At 69.8% G+C, this 18,191-nt stretch carries 14 protein-coding genes and 1 pseudogene; 10 read left to right on the top strand and 5 right to left on the bottom strand.

Translation table 11 applies throughout. From position 1 onward, the window contains the following. Positions 1-3: 3 nt before the first annotated feature. Both Vgi01_RS27660 and Vgi01_RS27655 read right to left on the bottom strand, forming a co-directional pair. Positions 4-1,218, bottom strand: coding sequence for a hypothetical protein (locus Vgi01_RS27660; protein ID WP_204293020.1), 1,215 nt, complete (start codon positions 1,216-1,218; stop codon positions 4-6). 74 nt (positions 1,219-1,292) lie between these two features. Beyond that, entirely contained in the window at positions 1,293-1,931 is a 639-nt protein-coding gene (locus tag Vgi01_RS27655; RefSeq protein WP_204293026.1) for a formylglycine-generating enzyme family protein, read from the bottom strand. A gap of 191 nt (positions 1,932-2,122) precedes the next feature. Between Vgi01_RS27655 and Vgi01_RS27650 the strand changes: the two genes are divergently transcribed. Further along, positions 2,123-2,902 carry an SGNH/GDSL hydrolase family protein gene (locus Vgi01_RS27650; RefSeq protein ID WP_102660189.1) on the top strand — a complete coding sequence of 260 codons (780 nt, stop codon included), beginning with the start codon at positions 2,123-2,125 and terminating at the stop codon, positions 2,900-2,902. Between the two features lie 53 nt (positions 2,903-2,955). Here Vgi01_RS27650 and Vgi01_RS27645 read toward each other — a convergent pair whose 3' ends face one another. Beyond that, positions 2,956-4,173: an LPXTG cell wall anchor domain-containing protein gene (locus Vgi01_RS27645; protein ID WP_204293019.1), complete on the bottom strand. Its 1,218-nt coding sequence runs from the start codon at positions 4,171-4,173 to the stop codon at positions 2,956-2,958. A 122-nt stretch (positions 4,174-4,295) separates the two neighbouring features. Between Vgi01_RS27645 and Vgi01_RS27640 the strand changes: the two genes are divergently transcribed. From Vgi01_RS27640 to Vgi01_RS27610, 7 genes and pseudogenes are all read left to right on the top strand, one after another. Continuing rightward, complete coding sequence (locus Vgi01_RS27640) at positions 4,296-5,186, top strand: sulfurtransferase (protein ID WP_204293018.1); 891 nt, start codon at positions 4,296-4,298, stop codon at positions 5,184-5,186. Positions 5,187-5,434: 248 nt separating this feature from the next. After that, complete coding sequence (locus Vgi01_RS27635; protein ID WP_102660171.1) at positions 5,435-6,061, top strand: TetR/AcrR family transcriptional regulator; 627 nt, start codon at positions 5,435-5,437, stop codon at positions 6,059-6,061. A 168-nt stretch (positions 6,062-6,229) separates the two neighbouring features. Continuing rightward, positions 6,230-7,567 carry an acetyl-CoA carboxylase biotin carboxylase subunit gene (locus Vgi01_RS27630; protein ID WP_204293017.1) on the top strand — a complete coding sequence of 446 codons (1,338 nt, stop codon included), beginning with the start codon at positions 6,230-6,232 and terminating at the stop codon, positions 7,565-7,567. Positions 7,568-7,729: 162 nt separating this feature from the next. After that, complete coding sequence (locus Vgi01_RS27625) at positions 7,730-8,647, top strand: hydroxymethylglutaryl-CoA lyase (RefSeq protein ID WP_204293016.1); 918 nt, start codon at positions 7,730-7,732, stop codon at positions 8,645-8,647. A 199-nt stretch (positions 8,648-8,846) separates the two neighbouring features. Beyond that, positions 8,847-10,379, top strand: a complete 1,533-nt coding sequence (locus tag Vgi01_RS27620) for an acyl-CoA carboxylase subunit beta (RefSeq protein ID WP_204293015.1) — start codon at positions 8,847-8,849, stop codon at positions 10,377-10,379. An 89-nt stretch (positions 10,380-10,468) separates the two neighbouring features. Continuing rightward, positions 10,469-11,617 (top strand): acyl-CoA dehydrogenase family protein, encoded by a 1,149-nt coding sequence (locus Vgi01_RS27615; protein ID WP_102657674.1) that lies wholly within the window; start codon positions 10,469-10,471, stop codon positions 11,615-11,617. Positions 11,618-11,729: 112 nt separating this feature from the next. Continuing rightward, a pseudogene (locus tag Vgi01_RS27610) lies at positions 11,730-13,493 on the top strand (ATP-binding protein); the annotation flags it as partial. Positions 13,494-13,735: 242 nt separating this feature from the next. Here Vgi01_RS27610 and Vgi01_RS27605 read toward each other — a convergent pair. Then, entirely contained in the window at positions 13,736-14,248 is a 513-nt protein-coding gene (locus tag Vgi01_RS27605; protein ID WP_203221770.1) for a MarR family winged helix-turn-helix transcriptional regulator, read from the bottom strand. Positions 14,249-14,351: 103 nt separating this feature from the next. Between Vgi01_RS27605 and Vgi01_RS27600 the strand changes: the two genes are divergently transcribed. Continuing rightward, positions 14,352-14,933 (top strand): YceI family protein, encoded by a 582-nt coding sequence (locus Vgi01_RS27600; protein WP_013730747.1) that lies wholly within the window; start codon positions 14,352-14,354, stop codon positions 14,931-14,933. Between the two features lie 374 nt (positions 14,934-15,307). Then, positions 15,308-16,786, top strand: coding sequence for a glutamate-cysteine ligase family protein (locus Vgi01_RS27595; protein ID WP_102657677.1), 1,479 nt, complete (start codon positions 15,308-15,310; stop codon positions 16,784-16,786). Positions 16,787-16,790: 4 nt separating this feature from the next. Here Vgi01_RS27595 and Vgi01_RS27590 read toward each other — a convergent pair whose 3' ends face one another. After that, positions 16,791-18,134: a hypothetical protein gene (locus tag Vgi01_RS27590; RefSeq protein ID WP_239089189.1), complete on the bottom strand. Its 1,344-nt coding sequence runs from the start codon at positions 18,132-18,134 to the stop codon at positions 16,791-16,793. Between the last annotated feature and the right edge of the window lie 57 nt (positions 18,135-18,191).

Raw genomic sequence — 18,191 nt, 5'->3', positions numbered from 1 at the left:
TCGCTATGCGTGCGGCAGTCGGGTGCGGCGTCGGGCCAGGAGCAGCAGGATGCCGCCAACCGCCAGCATGGCGAGACCGGCGCCGGTGATCAGCCCGGCCCGCGGACCGGTGACCGGCAGACCACCTCCACCCCCGCCATCGTCCTTGGGGAATGCGGCGACCACGACGGCGAAACCGTCCTGGTTGTCGCTGACATCCACATCGGCTGCCGGTACGGCAACGGCGTTCGCCGGCAGTCGGGTCCGCTTGGCAGCGGAGCGGGCGTCCGCCCGCTCGGTCAAACCCTCGACCTGGACCAGGCCATCTTTCAACGTGACAGGTGCCCTGGTGTCGGCCGGCACCTCAATCACCATGGTCAACTCGACAGCTGAGTAGCGTTGCTCATTGTGGTTCTCCTCCTCCGGGGGTACGAGCGCGAGCCTGTCGTAGGTGCAGACCGCCGTCCGTCCGTCGCTGTCGATCACACACGATTCGTCCTGGTAGATGAACGTAACGCCCTTGGGCAGGCGGATCGTGACCTTGAGGCCGCTGACCGCCTTCCGGCCGTGGTTGGCGACCAGGTACTGCAACCCGCCCGCCTCTCCCGGGTTCAACGGCCCATGAGGATCGGGTCCGATCGGGCCTGCATGGATGGGCACCGACTGGTCCACGTCCCACGCGATCACCGACAGGTCGGCTTCGGGGCTGTCGACCACGTTGAATGTGAACCGCTTGCTGATTTCGGCAGGGTTGTTCTCAGTCCAGGACATGCCGGCCGAGACACCGAACTCTCCTTCGAAGGGCTCCTTGGTATTTGTGCTGACGGTGATGAGGAGCGGAATCTCCACGGTTCCGCCGGGGGCCGGAACGAAGTGGGGGTATTCGCCCAAATAGATATGGCACCCCCAAGCTCCCCAGTCACCGTCGCATTCGCCGGTTCCACCCGCCCACTCCACGGTGGCCATGAGGCCTCTCACGTCGGGGAAGTACCACTCTGGCCCGAAGCCGCCGACAGAGAAGGAGATCACATTCGGTGCTTCATCGGTCAGGTTGGTCATCCTGAGGGAGATCTTCTTTTTCAAGGTTCCCAGCGAGACCGTCGTGCTGGACAGATCGAAGGTGAATTTCGCGTCTGGCTCGACCGCCGAGGCGGGACTCGCGGGAACAGCCAGCCCGGTAAGGAGGAGCAGTGTGGCGGCAGCTGCTCGCAACAGCCATCGACGACGATCAGAGGCCACAGCAGGACCCTTCGGGTAGCGGACAGCGTGGCTGGAGACACTATTCGTGCTGGATTCGCGGCGCTATCCCTCGATCATGCAGAGCGCGCGACACGGAAACCGACATCGTCGACCGTAAACGTCGGATGGCTGCGACGGCGTACCGAGGCGCGGCAGCTCCACTGCTCGTCGAACCAACCGCCGCCACGCAGCACCCGGTAGCTGCCGTACACCTCGGCGTCGTAGACGTCCCAGCACCAGTTCCACACGTTGCCCAACATGTCGTACAGGCCCCAGGCGTTGGGCTGCTTGCCACCAACCTCGTGGACCCGCTCGGCGGAGTTGCCGCGATACCAGGCGATCTCGTCCAACGGCCCGTAACGAGGGCCGGTCGTGCCGGCGCGGCAGGCGTACTCCCACTCGGCCTCGGTCGGCAGCCGGTACCCGTCGGCGTCGACGTTCCAGTCGACCTGGTCGCCGTCGAGCCGGTACGCCGGTGTCAGGCCCTCCCGCTGGGACAGCGCGTTGCAGAAACGGACCGAATCCCACCAGGAGACGCTCTCGACGGGAAGCCGATCGCCGGTTGCCGCGCTGGGGCGCTCGCCGGTGACCTGCGCGTACTGCTCCTGGGTGACGGGGATCGCAGCGATGTCGTACGGCTGGAGTCGTACCGACCAACGCCGCTCGGTACGCCGGTCTGACAGCGTCACCTGCCCGGCCGCGATGGAGATCATGGCAAGCTCCGCCGTCACGAACAGCGAGCGTACTCGAATTGGGCAGCCGATGACCTCCGCCACGATCCGGCCTCAGGGGCAGCCGGGGACGCCTGCCTGATGCCAGACTCTCCGACGTTAAGCAGGGGCCCTTCCTATACCGCAGGCGTTAACAAGGGGCCCTTCCTTACTCCGCCAAAGGAGCAGCAGTGGTGCGCTGGCGTAGTTACGTCGCGGTCGGGGACAGCTTCACCGAAGGTCTGGACGATCCGTATCCGGACGGCAGCTTCCGGGGCTGGGCTGATCTGGTCGCCACCCGGCTCGCCGCCGAAGCCGGCCCCGATTTCCAGTACGCCAACCTCGCCATCCGGGGGCGGACGTTCGCGAGCGTGGTTGCCGAGCAGGTGCCCATGGCGTTGGCGATGAAGCCCGACCTGATCAGCTTCGCCGCCGGGGGCAACGACGTGTTGCGTCGTACCTTCGACCCGGATGCCCTGGCCGACCGCTTCGACAAGGTGGTGGGTCGGCTGCGCGCGGACGGGGCCGACGTGGTGCTGTTCCGGTTCGCCGACGTGACGCCCCGGCTGCCCGGAAAGGGACTCATCGGGCCCCGGCTCGCCGTGGTCAACCGTGCGGTCGGCGAGACCGCCGAGCGGCACGGCGCGATAGTGGTCGACCTGTACGCCGACGACACCTACCTGAACCCGACGCTGTGGAGCACCGACCGGCTGCACCTGTCTCCGGCCGGTCACCGCCGGGCCGCCGGCCAGGTGCTCGCCGCCCTCGGCGTCGGCTGCGACGAACAGTGGCTGCTCGTACCGCCGCACCCCGAACCGACACCCTGGTTGTCCGCCCGCGCGGCCGACCTGCGCTGGGCCGGACAGTACCTGGCCCCCTGGATCAAGCGCCGGATCACCGGCCGCTCGTCCGGCGACACCCTGACCGCCAAACGCCCCCTACTCGGCACCCTTCCGCCGCAGCCACCCCGCTGACCAGGAAGCCGTCAGCACGACGACCTCCTGGTCAGGCGGGGACGCCACGGCCGCTAGGCGTGCGGCAGGCGGTGCCGACGTCGGGCGAGCAGCAGCATGAGGCTGCCGCCCGCGAGCAGGACGAGACCGGTTCCGGCGATCAGCGTGGTCTGCGACCCGGTGATCGGCAAGCTGCCGCCGCCACCGCTGCCGCCGTCGTCGTCCCCGCCGCTGCGGGGCGCGGCGACCACGACGGAGAAGCCGTCCTGGTTGTCGCTGGCATCCACGTCCGCCGCCGGTACGGCGACGGCGTTCGCCGGCAGCTTGGTACGCACCAGGTCGGACTTGGCGACGACCTCCTCGGTCAGACCCTCGACCTGCACGGTCCCGCCCTGCAACGTGACGGGCGCCTTGGTGTCGGCCGGCACGGTCAGCAGGTTGTGCAACTCGACGGCGGAGTGGACGTCGTCCCTGGGGTCGGTGTCCTCAGCGGCCGGGACGAGCGCGAGCGTGTCGTAGGTGCAGACCGCCGACCTCTTGTCGTCGTCGATCGCGCACTCCTCGGGCGGCGCGGTGAAGGCGACGCCCTCGGGCAGGCCCAGGGTGACCTTGACCCCGCTGACCGCCTTCCGGCCCTGGTTGACGATCTGGTAGCGCACGGCGGCCGTCTCGCCCGGGTTCAGCGGCCCGGTCGCTTCGAGCTTGCCGTCCGCATCGACGCGCACCGACTGCTTCACGTCCGGTGCGAGCACCGACAGGTCAGCCTCGGCATCGTCGACGATCGTCAGCGGGAAGGTCTTCTCGACGTCGGGTGACCGCTCGTCCGCCCAGTACGCGTGCACGGTGACCACGAAGCTGCCTTCGTACGGCTCGTCCTTCACGCGGACACGGATGTCGAGCGGGATCTCCGTCGTCTCGCCGGGCCCCGGTATCAACCCTTTATGCGCAGGGGCGGCGATGTAGCAGTAGAACTGTTCGGGCTCGCCGTCGCACTCACCGGTGTCGACGCGCGGGTCGGGCCACTGGACGGCGGCCTTCTCCCAGGAGTCCGAATCGGTGGGGCGGACGTTGAACTGCCACGCGGTCGGGGTCTCGTCAGTCGTCAGGTTGGTGAATCTCAGATGGATTCTCTTCGTTTCGACCCCCAGCGGAGCCGTCGTACTGGTCAGATCGAAGTCGAACTTCGGCTCCGGGTCCACCGCAGCGGCGGGACCGGCGGGGAGAGCCGTACCGGCAAGGACGAGCAACGTGGCGGCCACCGTTCGTGACAGCCAGCGACGACCAATAGCCACAGCAGAACCTTCCAGGTGATCGGCCAGTGTTTGTTGTCGACGATATTCGCGGTGGCCTCGTCGCGCTGTCCCGTCAGTGGAGCGCGCCACCCGACAGCCCTGGACTGGGTACCTTGGGGATCATGCCTGTGCCGAGTGATCCCGATCCCCGACTCCAGTCCTACGCCGACCCGCAGCGGCTGGTCACCACCGAGTGGCTGGCCGAGCACCTGCACGACGAGGGCCTGGTCGTCGTCGAATCGGACGAGGACGTGCTGCTCTACGACACCGGGCACATTCCCGGTGCGGTGAAGGTCGACTGGCACCTGGAGTTGAACGACCAGGTGACCCGCGACTATCTGGACGCCGAACGGTTCGCCGAACTCTGCGCCGCCAAGGGCATCGGCCGGGACGACACTGTCGTCTTCTACGGCGACAACTTCAACTGGTGGGCCGCGTACGCCCTCTGGGTTTTCACGCTTTTCGGTCACCCGGACGTGCGTCTGCTCGACGGCGGGCGGCAGAAGTGGATCGCCGAGGGCCGGGAGTTGACCCGCGACAGGACCAACCGGCCGCGGGCGCAGTACCCGGTGCCGCAGCGCGACGATGCGCCGGTGCGGGCGTTCCGCGAGGAGGTGGCGGCGCACGTCGCGGCGGGCCGCCCGCTTGTCGACGTGCGTTCGCCGGGTGAGTACACCGGCGACATGCTGCACATGCCGGACTACCCGCAGGAGGGTGCGTTGCGCGGTGGGCACATCCCGGGTGCGGTGAGCAAGCCGTGGAAGTCCGCCGCCAACGACGACGGGACCTTCAAGTCGGCCGAGGAACTGCGCGCCATCTACGCCGACCAGCTCGGGCTGAGCCCCGACGACGACGTGATCGCGTACTGCCGGATCGGGGAGCGGTCCAGCCACACCTGGTTCGTGCTGCGCCACCTGCTCGGCTACCCGCAGGTCCGCAACTACGACGGCTCCTGGACCGAATGGGGCAACCTGGTTCGCGCTCCCGTCGTGAAGGGCCCGAACCCGACCTGATCGGGCTGAGTCGATCATGAAGTTGCCCGCACCCGGCAACTTCATGATGGATCGTCCTGTCGCGCTGTCCGGTAGCTGGATGGTGAAGGCCAGCCGTGACCGGCGGGGGTGGATTTGTCCTCTGGGCTGGGGCGGCGTGCCGTCCTGCGAGGGTTTTCCGCAGCGCCGCGGGGCCGCCGTTCCCGGCAGGCGGACTGGCGGGTAACCAAGCGTGCCCCCCGTCATCGGCCTGGGTCTACGCTTGCCCGGTGACGGTGGAGCAGCGGGCCCGCGGCGCGAACAGCGGGGCCACGGGGGCGGGGCGGCGCCGGTCCCGCAAGGACGAGATCCTGGAGATCGCGGTGGGGCTGTTCGCCTCGCGCGGCTACCACGGTGTGTCGATGGACGACATCGGCGCGGCGGCCGGGGTGACCGGCCCGGCGCTCTACCACCACTTCGCCGGCAAGGAGGCGATGCTGGTCGCCGCGCTGGTGCCGGTGAGCGAAGGGCTGCTCGACGGCGGTCGGCAGCGCGCGGCCGCCCACCCCGGTGATCCCCGCGCCGTGCTGGAGTCGTTGATCGATTTTCACGTCGACTTCGCACTTGCCAATCCCGCCGTCATCGCGTTGCACCTGCACGAGCTGGACCGGCTGCCCGAGGAGCCCCGACGGCGCATCCGGCGTCTTCAGCGGCTCTACGTGGAGGAGTGGGTCACCGTGCTGACCGCACTGCATGCCGGGCTGCCCGACGGTGAGGCGCGGGTGCTGGCCCACGCCGCGTTCGGCCTGATGAACTCGACCCCGTTCCTCGGTGGCGAGGTCGATCGCCGCCGTCGGGCCGAGTTGCTGCGCGCCGCCACCCTCGCCGCGCTTCTCGCCCCCACCGGCCCCGCCTGAGCCGGCCGCGCCCTCAACCGGCTTCACCTGAGCCCGACACGCCTGTCCACCTGCGCCGACACGCGGGTTGAGCAGTGCTGGCGTGGGCGGTGAGTGACTCGCTTCCTTGCTCCATGGCGGCACGCCTGCCTAGCATGCTGTCCCACCATCTGGACGCTCGGAGGACGCATGATCGAGTCGTTGCTGGTCGCCAACCGGGGCGAGATCGCCCGCCGGATCATCCGTACCGCGCGGCGGCTCGGCGTACGCGCGATCGCGGTGCACTCGGAGGTCGACGCCGATCTGCCGTTCGTGCGCGAGGCCGATGAGGCGGTCTGCGTCGGTCCGGCCAACCCGGCACAGAGCTACCGCAACACCGAGGCGATCCTCGCCGCCGCCGCGTCGACCGGTGCACAGGCCATCCACCCCGGCTACGGCTTCCTGTCGGAGAACGCCGACTTCGCCCGTACCGTCGAGGCCAGCGGCCTGATCTGGGTCGGACCCGGCGCGGACGCGATCAGCGCGATGGGCGACAAGATCAATGCGCGGAACCTGATGGCCGCCGCCGGTGTTCCGGTGGCGCCCGGGACCACCGAGCCGGCGGCCGACCTGACGGCGGCGCTGGCCGCGGCGGGCGAGATCGGCTACCCGGTCATGGTGAAGGCAGCCGCGGGCGGTGGCGGCATGGGCATGGGGGTGGCCGCCGACGAGGACGCGCTGCGCACCGAGTACGACAAGGTGCGCGCGTTCGCGGAGCGGATGTTCGGCGACGGTTCGGTGTTGATCGAGCGCTACTTCCCCCGGGTACGGCACGTCGAGGTGCAGATCCTCGGCCTGGCCGACGGTCGGGTGGTCGCCCTCGGTGAGCGGGAGTGCTCGGTGCAGCGCCGCAACCAGAAGCTGGTCGAGGAGTCGCCCTCCCCGGCGGTCTCCCCGGAGCTGCGGGAACGCCTGCTTGCGGCGGCGGTACGGGCCGGCGAGGCGGTCGACTATCGCAACGCGGGAACTGTGGAATGTCTGCTGGTCCCGGGCACCGACGAGTTCTTCTTCCTGGAGATGAACACCCGCCTCCAGGTGGAGCACCCGGTCACCGAGCTGGTCTACGGCCTGGACCTGGTCGAGGAGCAACTGCGGGTGGCCGCAGGCCTGGCCCCCACCTTCGACCCGGACGCGCTCAGCCCGCGCGGCCACGCCATCGAGCTGCGGATCAACGCCGAGGACCCGAAGCGGTTCCTGCCCGGCCCCGGCGTGATCAAGACCTGGGTGGAGCCCACCGGCGAGGGCGTACGCGTCGACTCCGGCTACGTCGAGGGAAACACCGTGACCCCGTTCTACGACAGCCTGATGGCCAAGCTCGTCGTCTACGCCGACACCCGCCCCGAAGCGATCGCCCGCGCCCGCACCGCCGTGGCCGACTTCGCCCTGGCCGGCCCCAAGAACAACCTCCCCTTCTTCACCGAACTCCTGGACAACACCGAGTTCACCTCCGGCACCTACGACACCACCCTGATAACCCGCATGCGCTGACCCTGCTCACCCGCCGTCCGCCGGACCCGCAACCGTTGATCAAGAGGTTTGCGTCGGATCCGGGTGGATTCCAGACGCAAACTTCTTGATCAACGGGGCAGGTGGGTGGGGTGCCATGCTGGGAAGGAAGAGGAGATTCGGGTGGGCAGTGAGGTGGTTGAGATGAGGGAACTGCCGGGGGTCGTGTCCATCCGGGAGGTTGGGCCGCGCGACGGGCTGCAGAACGAGGAGCCGATCCCGACCGAGGCGAAGGTGCGGCTGCTCGACGCGCTGTCCCGCACCGGCGTACGGCGGATCGAGGCGGTGTCGTTCGTGCATCCCAAGGCGATTCCGCAGATGGCCGACGCCGACGAGGTGTGGCAGCGGGCCACGAAGGTCGACGGAGTCCGCTACTCGGCGCTGGTGCCGAACACGCGAGGCGCGCAGCGGGCCCTGGCCGCCGGGTTCACCGAGATCGAGGTGGTCGTCTCCGCCAGCGACACGCACAACCGGCGCAACGTCAATCGATCCACCGCCGAGTCGCTCGACGACATCGCCGAACTGATCGACCTGCTGCACGGTGCCAGCGCGCAGGCTGAGGTGATCATCGCGACCAGCTTCGGCTGCCCGTACGAGGGGGACATCGATCCGGCCCGGGTCGCGGACATCGTGGACCGGGTGGTCGCCGACGGCGCCGACCGCGTGGCCTTCGGCGACACCACTGGCATGGGTACGCCCCGACGGGTCCGTGACCTGCTCACCGCCGTACGCGACCGCAACGCGGACATCCCGGTGCTGCTGCACTTCCACAACACCCGGGGCACCGCCCTGGCCAACCTGTTGACCGCGTTGGAGTTCGGGGTGACCGAGTTCGACGCCAGCGTCGGCGGTCTCGGCGGCTGCCCGTACGCGCCGGGTGCCAGCGGAAACCTGGCCACCGAGGAGGCGGTGCACATGCTGCACGACATGGGCATCGACACCGGCATCGACCTCGATGCCCTGATCGGCGCCGCCAGACTCGCCGAAGACCTGACCGCCCGCCCCCTCCCCTCCGGCATCCTCCGCGCCGGCCCCCGCACCGCCCTAACCCCCCACCCCTAAAACCCCACCCCCACCCCCTGCCCCACCCACCCGCCCCCGCGATCTTGCAGTTTTCGTCGGTGTATATCGCCTTGAAAGGTGCATATCGGCGACCCAAAGTGCAAGATCGCGGAGATGGGGGGTGGGCGGGGCGTGGTGGGGGTGGGTGTGGGTGGGGTAGATTAACGATCGTTCAGGCTGGGCGTGGTGGGGAGCCGTGGTGACTGTTGACGGTGGGGCGCTGGAGCAGCTCGGTAAGCGGGTTCGGGCCGGTGGTGCGGAGAAGTACCACGCGGCGAACGCGGCAAAGGGGAAGCTGTTCGCCCGGGAGCGGGTGGCCCTGCTCGTCGACGAGGGATCGTTCGTCGAGGACGGGCTCTACGCCAACGCGCTCGCCGACGGGCTGCCCGCCGACGGGGTGGTGACCGGCACCGCCACCATCGACGGCCGCCAGGTCTGCCTGATGGCGAACGACTCCACGGTCAAGGCCGGCAGTTGGGGTGCGCGTACCGTCGAAAAGATCATCCGGATCATCGAGCGGGCGTACGACACCGGCGTGCCGATGGTCTACCTGGTCGACTCGGCCGGGGCGCGGATCACCGACCAGGTGGAGCTGTTCCCGGGTCGACGCGGTGCCGGCAAGATCTTCTGGAACCAGGTACGCGCCTCCGGCTCGATCCCCCAGGTCTGTGCGCTGTTCGGGCCGAGCGCGGCCGGCGGCGCGTACATCCCGGCGTTCTGCGACGTGGTGGCCATGGTGGACGGCAACGCCAGCATGTACCTCGGCTCCGACCGCATGGTCGAGATGGTCACCGGCGAGAAGACCACCCTGGAGGCGATGGGTGGCGCCAAGGTCCACTGTGGCGAGTCCGGGGTCGGGCACTTCCTCTGCAAGACCGAGGCCGAGGCCCTCGACGTGGTCAAGCGCTACCTGTCGTACCTGCCGGCGAACTGGACCCAGCAGCCGCCGACCGCCGAGGCGGTCGAGGCGCCCGCCAAGGCGGACCTGGCCGCGCTGGTGCCGGCCAGCGAGCGGCAGGCGTTCGACATGCGACGGTACGTCAAGGGCCTGCTCGACGAGGGTTCCTTCTTCGAGATCCAGGCGCTTTGGGCCAAGGAACTGACAATCGGGTTCGGCCGGCTGAACGGCGAGGTCGTCGGCGTGGTCGGCAACAACTCGATGTTCAAGGGCGGGGTGCTCTTCGTCGACTCGGCCGACAAGGCGACCCGGTTCGTGCAGCTCTGCGACGCGTTCAACGTGCCGCTGCTGTTCCTCTCCGACGTGCCCGGCTTCATGGTCGGCAGCGCGGTGGAGAAGCAGGGCATCATCCGGCACGGCGCCAAGATGATCACCGCGATCTCCGAGGCGACCGTACCGAAGATCTGCGTGGTGGTGCGCAAGGCGTACGGCGCGGGCCTCTACGCCATGGCCGGTCCCGGCTTCGAGCCGGACGCGACAATCGCCCTGCCCACCGCGAAGATCGCGGTGATGGGCGCGGAGGCCGCGGTCAACGCGGTGTACGCGAACAAGATCGCCGCGATCGAGGACGAGGCCGAGCGGGCCGCCTTCGTCGCCGCCAAGCGGGCCGAGTACGAGCAGGACATCGACGTCGTCCGGCTGGCCAGCGAACTCGTCATCGACACGATCGTCGAGCCGCACGAACTGCGCGCCGAACTGATTCGCCGGTACACCGCCGCCCGGAGCAAGGACCGGCACTTCTCCCGTCGTCGGCACGGCGTCACCCCAGTCTGACCGGCGTCACCACCGCACGCAGCAGCCAGCACCGGCACCGTCGAGGCGTCACGAGCGCTCGTCGGCCCGTCCACACAGGAGGAACCCCGATGGACTTCCGGCTCTCCGAGGAGCACCAGGCGCTGCGCGACAGCGTGCGGGACTTCGCCCGCGAGGTGGTCGCGCCGGTCATCGCCGAGCACTACGAGCAGCACACCTTCCCGTACGAGGTCATCCGGCAGATGGGCAAGATGGGCCTGTTCGGCCTGCCCTTCGCCGAGGAGTACGGCGGGATGGGTGGCGACTACTTCGCCCTCTGCCTGGCGCTGGAGGAGTTGGCCCGGGTCGACTCCAGCGTGGCGATCACCCTGGAGGCGGCGGTCTCGCTCGGCGCGATGCCGATCTACCGCTTCGGCACCGACGAGCAGAAGGCCCGCTGGCTGCCGAAGCTGCTCAGCGGCGAGGCGCTGGCCGGTTTCGGGCTCACCGAGCCGGGCACCGGCTCGGACGCCGGAGGCACCGAGACCCGGGCCGTGCTGGACGGCGACGAATGGGTGATCAACGGTTCGAAGGCCTTCATCACCAACTCGGGCACCGACATCACCGCCCTGGTCACCGTCACCGCCGTCACCGGCACCCGGCCGGACGGCGCGAAGGAACTGTCCACCATCATCGTGCCGAGCGGTACGCCGGGCTTCACTGTCGCCCCCGGATATTCCAAGGTCGGCTGGACCGCCTCGGACACCCACGAGTTGACCTTCGACGACTGCCGGGTCCCGGCGGAGAACCTGCTCGGCGAGCGCGGTCGGGGCTTCGCCCAGTTCCTGCGCATCCTCGACGAGGGTCGGATCGCCATCGCCGCGCTGGCCGTGGGCCTCGCTCAGGGCTGCGTCGACGAGTCGATCAAGTACGCCCGCGAGCGGCACGCCTTCGGCCAGCCGATCGGCAACTACCAGGCGATCCAGTTCAAGGTCGCGGACATGGAGATGAAGGCGCACACCGCTCGGCTGGCGTACTACGACGCGGCGGCCCGGATGCTGGCCGGGGAGCCGTTCAAGCGGCAGGCGGCGATCGCCAAGCTGCACGCCAGCACGATCGCGGTGGACAACGCCCGGGAGGCGACGCAGATCCACGGCGGGTACGGCTTCATGAACGAGTACCCGGTGGCCCGGTTCTGGCGGGACTCCAAGATCCTGGAGATCGGCGAGGGCACGTCCGAGGTGCAGCGCATGATCATCGCGCGTGACCTGGGGATGTGACCGGGTTCCGGTGACGGGGCGGGTCGGTCGCCTGTCGGGTTTCGGCATCGACCGGTCGGGTGGTTGACGCTCGCCTGCCGGATGTCGGGCCTGGCCCGTAATGTCCCGGACCATGACTTCGAGTCATGATCGTTCATCCGGGTGGATCGGGTCGTCCGGCCTTGCGGATCTGTTGCGGGGGCATCGCCGGGCCGCCGGCCTCACCCAGGCCGAACTCGCGACTCGTGCCGGCGTCGGCGTACGGACGGTTCGTGACCTGGAACGGGGACGCTCCTCGCGCCCGCAGCGCACCACCGTCGATCTGCTCGCCGATGCGCTCGCCCTGTCCGGTCCCGCCCGTACGGCCTTCGTGGCCGCGGCTCGCAAGGCCGATGGCGGCACCGCTCGGGTCACTGTTGGTGGGCCGGCACCCCTTCCGCCACCGCCCGAGCTGATCGGGCGGGAGCGGGACCTGGCCGAGTTGGTCACCCTGCTGACCGAGCCGCGCGGACCGCAGGTGATCAGCCTGGTGGGGGTGGCGGGCGTCGGCAAGACCGCCCTCGCGCTGGCCGCCTGCCACGCCGTCGCCGCCGCTCGACGAGCGAGCTCGGTCGGGCCGCCGCCGGAGTCCGGTCGTCCGGGCGGTGTCAGCGGGCTGCACGTCGGCGCCGGGTCGGACGTCGCCGATGTGCTCGCTGCCGCGCTGGGCGCCTTCGGGGTGTCCCGGACGACCGAGCTGACCGCCCGGATCGGCGACCCGACGCTGCTGGTGGACGCGGCCGACCGGGCCCCCGATTCGGTGGCCTCTGCGGTGCAGCGTCTCGTCGACGCCGTGCCCTCGCTGCGGATCCTGGTCACCGGTCGGCACCCGGTGGGGCTGCCGGACGAGTGGGTCCGACCGGTGTTGCCACTGGACGTGCCGGCGCCGGGAGACATCGAGCCGTCGGCGCTCGCCGCCTCCCCGGCGGTGGCGCTGTTCACCGCCCGGCTGGCGCAGGTCCGCCGGGAGCCACCGACCGAGGCCGAACTTCCGGCGCTGGCCGCGCTGGTGCGGCGACTGGGCGGGCTTCCGCTGGCCGTCGAACTGATGGCGGCGCGTGGTCGACTGCTCAGCCTGACCGAACTGCTCGACCGCTACGGCGACCGGGTGCTGGACCTCGACATGGCGACCCGCAGCGGTTGGCCGACCGGTCAACCGCGGCCGGACGACACCCGGGTGGCGGGGACGCTGCGCGACGCGGTGGCGACGAGCTACCGGCTGCTCGACGACGAGGAGCGTGCGGCGCTGCGCCGGTTCTCCGCGTTCGACAACCGGTGGTCGATCGAACTGGCCGAGGAGATGCTCGCCGGCACGGCCATCACCGCCGACCCCGTACGGCTGCTCAACCGGTTCATCGAACTGGGACTGCTGCACGTACGCGGGGATGGGCCGTTTCGCTTCCGACTGCTCGACGCGGTCCGCGACTACGCCGTCGAACGGGTATCCGGCGCCGGTGAGTCGGCGGTGATCCAGCGTCGGCACGCGCGGGTGATCACGTGGTTCGTGGAGCGCACCGCACCGGGCCTGGCCGGGACCGACGCCACCGGTGCGGCGGGTCGACTCGACGAGGTGTCCGGGGACATCAGTGCCGCGCTGGCGTACGCCGCGGTGGACGACCCGCTGACCGCGCTGCGCCTGGCGGCCGGCCTGCCGCTCTGGTGGCGGCTTCGCGGGCGCGCCGGTGCCGGGCGGCAGTGGCTGCTGCGGCTGCTGGCCGACCCACGTACCGCCGAGGCCGACGGGGAACTGCGCCTGCGCGCATCGCACGGGGTGGCATCGCTCGCCGACGAGCAGGCCGCTGTGGTGGAGGAGTTGCCGGAGGCCCGCGATCGGTTACGGCAACGGGGGGTGGTGGCGCGGGCGAGGAAGCCCCCTGTTGCCACCCCTCGCTCATCGCCCGCGCCGGCACCCCCCATTGCGCCCCCGGTGACCCGAGACTAGCGAGACGGCGAAAGGCGACCTGTCGTATTTGGTGACCTATCGCCGTTTGTTCGATCGGTTCTGCCGCTCTTTCTGCCGCTGACGTCACCCTCGGCTGCTGGGCCGACCACCGATAGTTCAGTGGCGGGGGTTGATAACGCGGCACCTGCCAACGATGATCAACAGTCGGTGGACTTGGCGTTCTCCGGTCCAGTGGCCGGGTCACCACTGCCGGCCGTGGCGCACGGATGCACCGCGTCCCGCACCTGGCGCAGGCCGTCGAGCAGGGCGTTCAGGGCGGGCGGATCCAGTTGGCCGGTGAACCAGTCCTCGATGAGTTGGAGGTGACCGGGCAGGCACTCATCGAGCCGACGCAGGCCAGCCGGCGTCACCACGGCGAACGAGCTGCGCCGGTCGGACGCGCAGGCACGTCTGACGATCAGGCCGTCACGTTCCATCCGGTCGACCACCCGGGTCACGCCGCTGGTGGACAGCGAGGTCTGGGCCGCGAGGTCGGTCATTCTCAGTTGGTTGTCGGGCGAGCGGGTGAGCCGGGTCAGCACCTCGAACTCGACCGGGGACAGCCCGTGTTCTTCCATCTGCGCGGCGAACCGGGCGGACAGCCCGGCATGTACCTCGAAGAGGAGGCCGACAGCCGTGATGCGAGAGTCATCGAACACGTTCGGGTTCACCAGGCCATCCTAGCAGTCCTTGACACGTGGAATATTGTCGAGGGTATAGTTGCTTAGTCAGTCGTTGACCAAGCCAACATTCTCTACCGGAGGGCAGTCTCTCATGACCAGCAGCACCGAGTCGGTTACCCGCGAGTGGAACGGCCTGACCATCCCGGCGGCTGGCACCTACCTGCTGGACGCCGCGCACAAGCGGGTCGGCTTCATGGCCCGGCACATGATGGTGGCGAAGGTCCGCGGTGAGTTCACCGAGGCCAGCGCGACCATCACGATCGCCGAGGAGCCGTTGGAGTCCACGGTCAGCGCGACCATCCAGGCGGCCAGCATCACCACCGCCCAGGCCGACCGGGACACCCACCTGCGCAGCGGCGACTTCCTCGACGTGGAGAAGTTCCCCACGCTGGAGTACCGCAGCACCGGCGTGAAGTCCCACAGCGGTAACGAGTTCGTCCTCGCCGGCGAACTCACCATCAAGGACGTGACCCGCCCGGTCGACCTCACGGTCGAGTTCGAGGGTGTCGGCCGCAGCCCCTTCGGCACCGACATCTTCGGCTTCTCGGCGAGCGCCGAGATCGACCGCGAGGAGTTCGGTCTGACCTGGAACGTCGCCCTGGAGTCGGGTGGCGTCCTGGTCGGTAAGAAGATCAAGATCGAGATCGAGGGCGAGGCCGTCCGCCAGGCCTGACCTCCCGTACGCCCGACAGGCCCGCGCTTCACCGCGCGGGCCTTTCGGCTGTGCCCGGTGTGCCGATGCGCGATCACGTGGACCCGTGGTTCACCACCCGGTGGCCTGGCACCACCACCCACGGCCCCTGCTGTCGGTGCGGAATTTCACAGATTGTTCGTCAAGCTGTTCGTAGGTCACGGCACCGGTGCTGGGTAGGACTTCTTCCGGCGTGTCCGAACTGGCCCGTCGCTGGTCAGAGCGGCGCTGCTCTGCGGAGGACTGCGGCAATGGACCGATCTTCGGGACGGCCAGGTCCGGCGCGTCGCCGAGTAAGGTTCACACTGCGCTGCGGAACGGCACCGTTCCGTCGCGTCGCGCGCCGGGAGGAACACATGGGCAGGGACGTCGATCGGGCCGCATTCTCCCGCGAGGACCGGGTGCTCTACCGGCAGAAGGTCCGTCGCTGCCTGGACGTCTTCGCCCTGATGCTTGACGACTTCGGCTTCGACGCCGACCGGCCGATGACCGGGCTGGAAATCGAGCTCAACCTGGTCGACCCCGCAGCCGAACCCGCGATGCGCAACGAGGAGATCCTCGCCGCCATCGCCGATCCGCTGTTCCAGACCGAGCTGGGACAGTTCAACCTCGAGTTGAACGCCGACCCTCGACTGATCTCCGGTGCAGGCTTCACCGACTACGAACGCGGCCTGCTCGGCAGCCTCAACCGGGCCGGTGAGCGGGCGGCCCGCTCGGACACCCGGATCGTCCTGGTCGGCATCCTGCCCACGTTGACCGAGCGCCACCTGGTCGCCGACAACCTGTCGACGAACGAGCGGTACCGGGTGCTCAACGACCAGATCGTCGGTGCGCGGGGCGAGGACATCGAGCTCGACATCCGCGGTGTCGAACGGCTGCGTACGCACACCGACTCGATCGCGCCCGAGGCGGCCTGCACCAGCCTCCAGTTCCACCTCCAGGTCGCGCCGGACAGCTTCGCCGACTACTGGAACGCCTCCCAGGCGATCGCCGGAGCGCAGGTCGCGGTGGGTGCCAATTCACCCTTCCTGTACGGCCGGCAGCTCTGGGCGGAAACCAGGATCGCCCTGTTCGAACAGGCCACCGACACCCGCCCGGACGAGCTGAAGGCGCAGGGCGTACGACCTCGGGTCTGGTTCGGGGAACGGTGGATCACCTCGATCTTCGACCTCTTCGAGGAGAACGTCCGCTACTTCCCGCCCCTGCTGCCCATCTGCGAGAGCGAGGACCCGGTCGAGGTTTTGCACGCCGGCGGTGTGCCCGAGCTGGCCGAGCTGCGCCTGCACAACGGCACCGTCTACCGCTGGAACCGCCCGGTCTACGACATCATGAACGGGCGTCCGCACCTGAGGGTCGAGAACCGGGTGCTGCCGGCCGGTCCGACCGTGGTCGACATGCTGGCCAACGCCGCCTTCTACTTCGGGCTGGTCCGCGGCCTGGCCGAAGCCGACCGTCCGATCTGGAGTCAGCTCACCTTCAGCTCCGCCGAGGAGAACTTCCACGCCGCCGCCCGACGGGGCATGGACGCCGTCCTGCACTGGCCCCGGCTCGGCGAGGTGCCGGTCACCGGGTTGGTGCTTGACGTGCTGTTGCCCATCGCGTCCGCCGGGCTCGACGCCTTCGGGGTGGCCCCGGCCGAACGCGACCGGCTCCTCGGCATCATCGAGCAGCGCTGTCGTACCGGCCGTAACGGGGCGGTCTGGCAGACGGCGACGGTGTGGGCCGCACAGCGGCAGCGGGGACTGGACCGACCGGCCGCGCTGCATCACATGCTCCAGCGCTACGCCGAGTTGCAGGCCACCAACGAGCCGGTGCACACCTGGCCCGTCGACTGACCCGTCAGCGGGCGCGACGCGGTGGTCGAGCCCGCCGGCTCGAAGCCTCCGACCCGGCAACGGTGTCGGCTGCCGGCTCGGTACCCGAGCCGTCCTCGGCCTCGGCGGAGATGACCTCTGACGGCTGCCCCGCCGACGGCTCGGTGGTGCCGCGTCGGGTCGGTTCACCCGTGCCGCTGCCGTGATCGCCGCTGGCCGGTGTGTCCGCGCTGTCGCGGTTGCCGCTGGCCGGTGGGTGGGCGCCGCCGGGGTCACCGGTGGCCGGTGTGTCCGTGCTGTCGTGGTCACCGCTGGCCGGGACGCCCGTGCTGTCGTGGGTGCCGGGACGCTGCCGAGGCACCAGCGGAGTGGGTGCCGCGTCGGTCGCCGACTGCTTCGACCTGTGTCGGGCGGACCGCTGGGCGAGCGCCGCGACGAGGACGGAACCGCCGACGCCGACTATTGCCGCGTACGGGGCGATGAGGTGGGCGGACACCTGCTCCGGGTTGATCGCGGTCAACCTCGGTACGGCCAGGAAGTAGGCGATCGCCACCAGCAGCGGACCGGCCGCACCGGAGGCGGTGGCACCCACCCGGCGATCGGCGTCGCGGACGCCTCGGCGGGCGGCCAGCGCGCCGATCACCAACGCCGACCCGAGGGAGAGAATCGCCCCGGGCCAGTAGAAGTAGTCCCGGATCCAGAACTGGTCGCTGTCGGAACTGAGCTGCCAGATGCCCAACTGGGCGGTGGTCAGGCCCCGACCGGCGAGCACCGAGTCGAGTACGGCGACCACCGCGAGCAGCCACAACCAGCCGGCGGTGGCGATCACGTTGGTGGCCGCCGCCCGGCAGCGCAGTGACCAGAGCGCCACCAGAGCGCCGACCAGCACACCGATCGCGGCGTACCCGGCGGCCATGTCCCGCGGCGAGGGAGTGTCCGGTACCACCGCGACCCGGGCGGGTACGGCGACAAGCAACACGGTGATCAGCGCGCCCAGTGCGGCGGCACCGGCCAACGCGACGGACCACAGGCCGTCACCATCGCGCCTGTCGGTTGCCGGCAGTCCACCCGGGTCAGCTGCTGCCGGCAGTCGACCCGGGTCAGCTGCCGATTCGACGTCGGGTGTGGGCAGGGCCGGACGCCGGTCCCGCAGCCGCTGGGCGCAGACCGCACCGAAGACGGTCGAGGTGGCGGCGATCCAGGTGGCCCAGATCAGGCTGGCCACCCAGGCGGCCGTGCCGGCGGTCGGCTCGGCCGGCGCCCAGTTCAGGATGCCCAGGCCGTAGCCGAATCCCAGTTGGGCGGCACCGGCGCCAGCTGCCACGCCGACCGCGGTGGCGATCGATCCTCCCCAGCCCTGTCTGGCCATGCCGGGCAGCGTAACCTCCTGTGCCCGGTGCGGCGAGTCGTACGCCGTGCCGGGCGA

This window comes from Micromonospora gifhornensis (genome assembly GCF_016863515.1).
GTDB lineage: Bacteria > Actinomycetota > Actinomycetes > Mycobacteriales > Micromonosporaceae > Micromonospora > Micromonospora gifhornensis.
This window is presented reverse-complemented; position numbering and strand designations above follow the sequence as displayed.

What these genes read in the sequence shown, in the direction of transcription:
- Vgi01_RS27625 (WP_204293016.1), top strand. Translation starts at nt 7,730, where the DNA reads ATGAGGGAACTGCCGGGGGTCGTGTCCATCCGGGAGGTTGGGCCGCGC.
- Vgi01_RS27640 (WP_204293018.1), top strand. Translation starts at nt 4,296, where the DNA reads ATGCCTGTGCCGAGTGATCCCGATCCCCGACTCCAGTCCTACGCCGAC.
- Vgi01_RS27630 (WP_204293017.1), top strand. Translation starts at nt 6,230, where the DNA reads ATGATCGAGTCGTTGCTGGTCGCCAACCGGGGCGAGATCGCCCGCCGG.
- Vgi01_RS27595 (WP_102657677.1), top strand. Translation starts at nt 15,308, where the DNA reads ATGGGCAGGGACGTCGATCGGGCCGCATTCTCCCGCGAGGACCGGGTG.
- Vgi01_RS27615 (WP_102657674.1), top strand. Translation starts at nt 10,469, where the DNA reads ATGGACTTCCGGCTCTCCGAGGAGCACCAGGCGCTGCGCGACAGCGTG.
- Vgi01_RS27600 (WP_013730747.1), top strand. Translation starts at nt 14,352, where the DNA reads ATGACCAGCAGCACCGAGTCGGTTACCCGCGAGTGGAACGGCCTGACC.
- Vgi01_RS27590 (WP_239089189.1), bottom strand. Translation starts at nt 18,134, where the DNA reads ATGGCCAGACAGGGCTGGGGAGGATCGATCGCCACCGCGGTCGGCGTG.
- Vgi01_RS27655 (WP_204293026.1), bottom strand. Translation starts at nt 1,931, where the DNA reads ATGATCTCCATCGCGGCCGGGCAGGTGACGCTGTCAGACCGGCGTACC.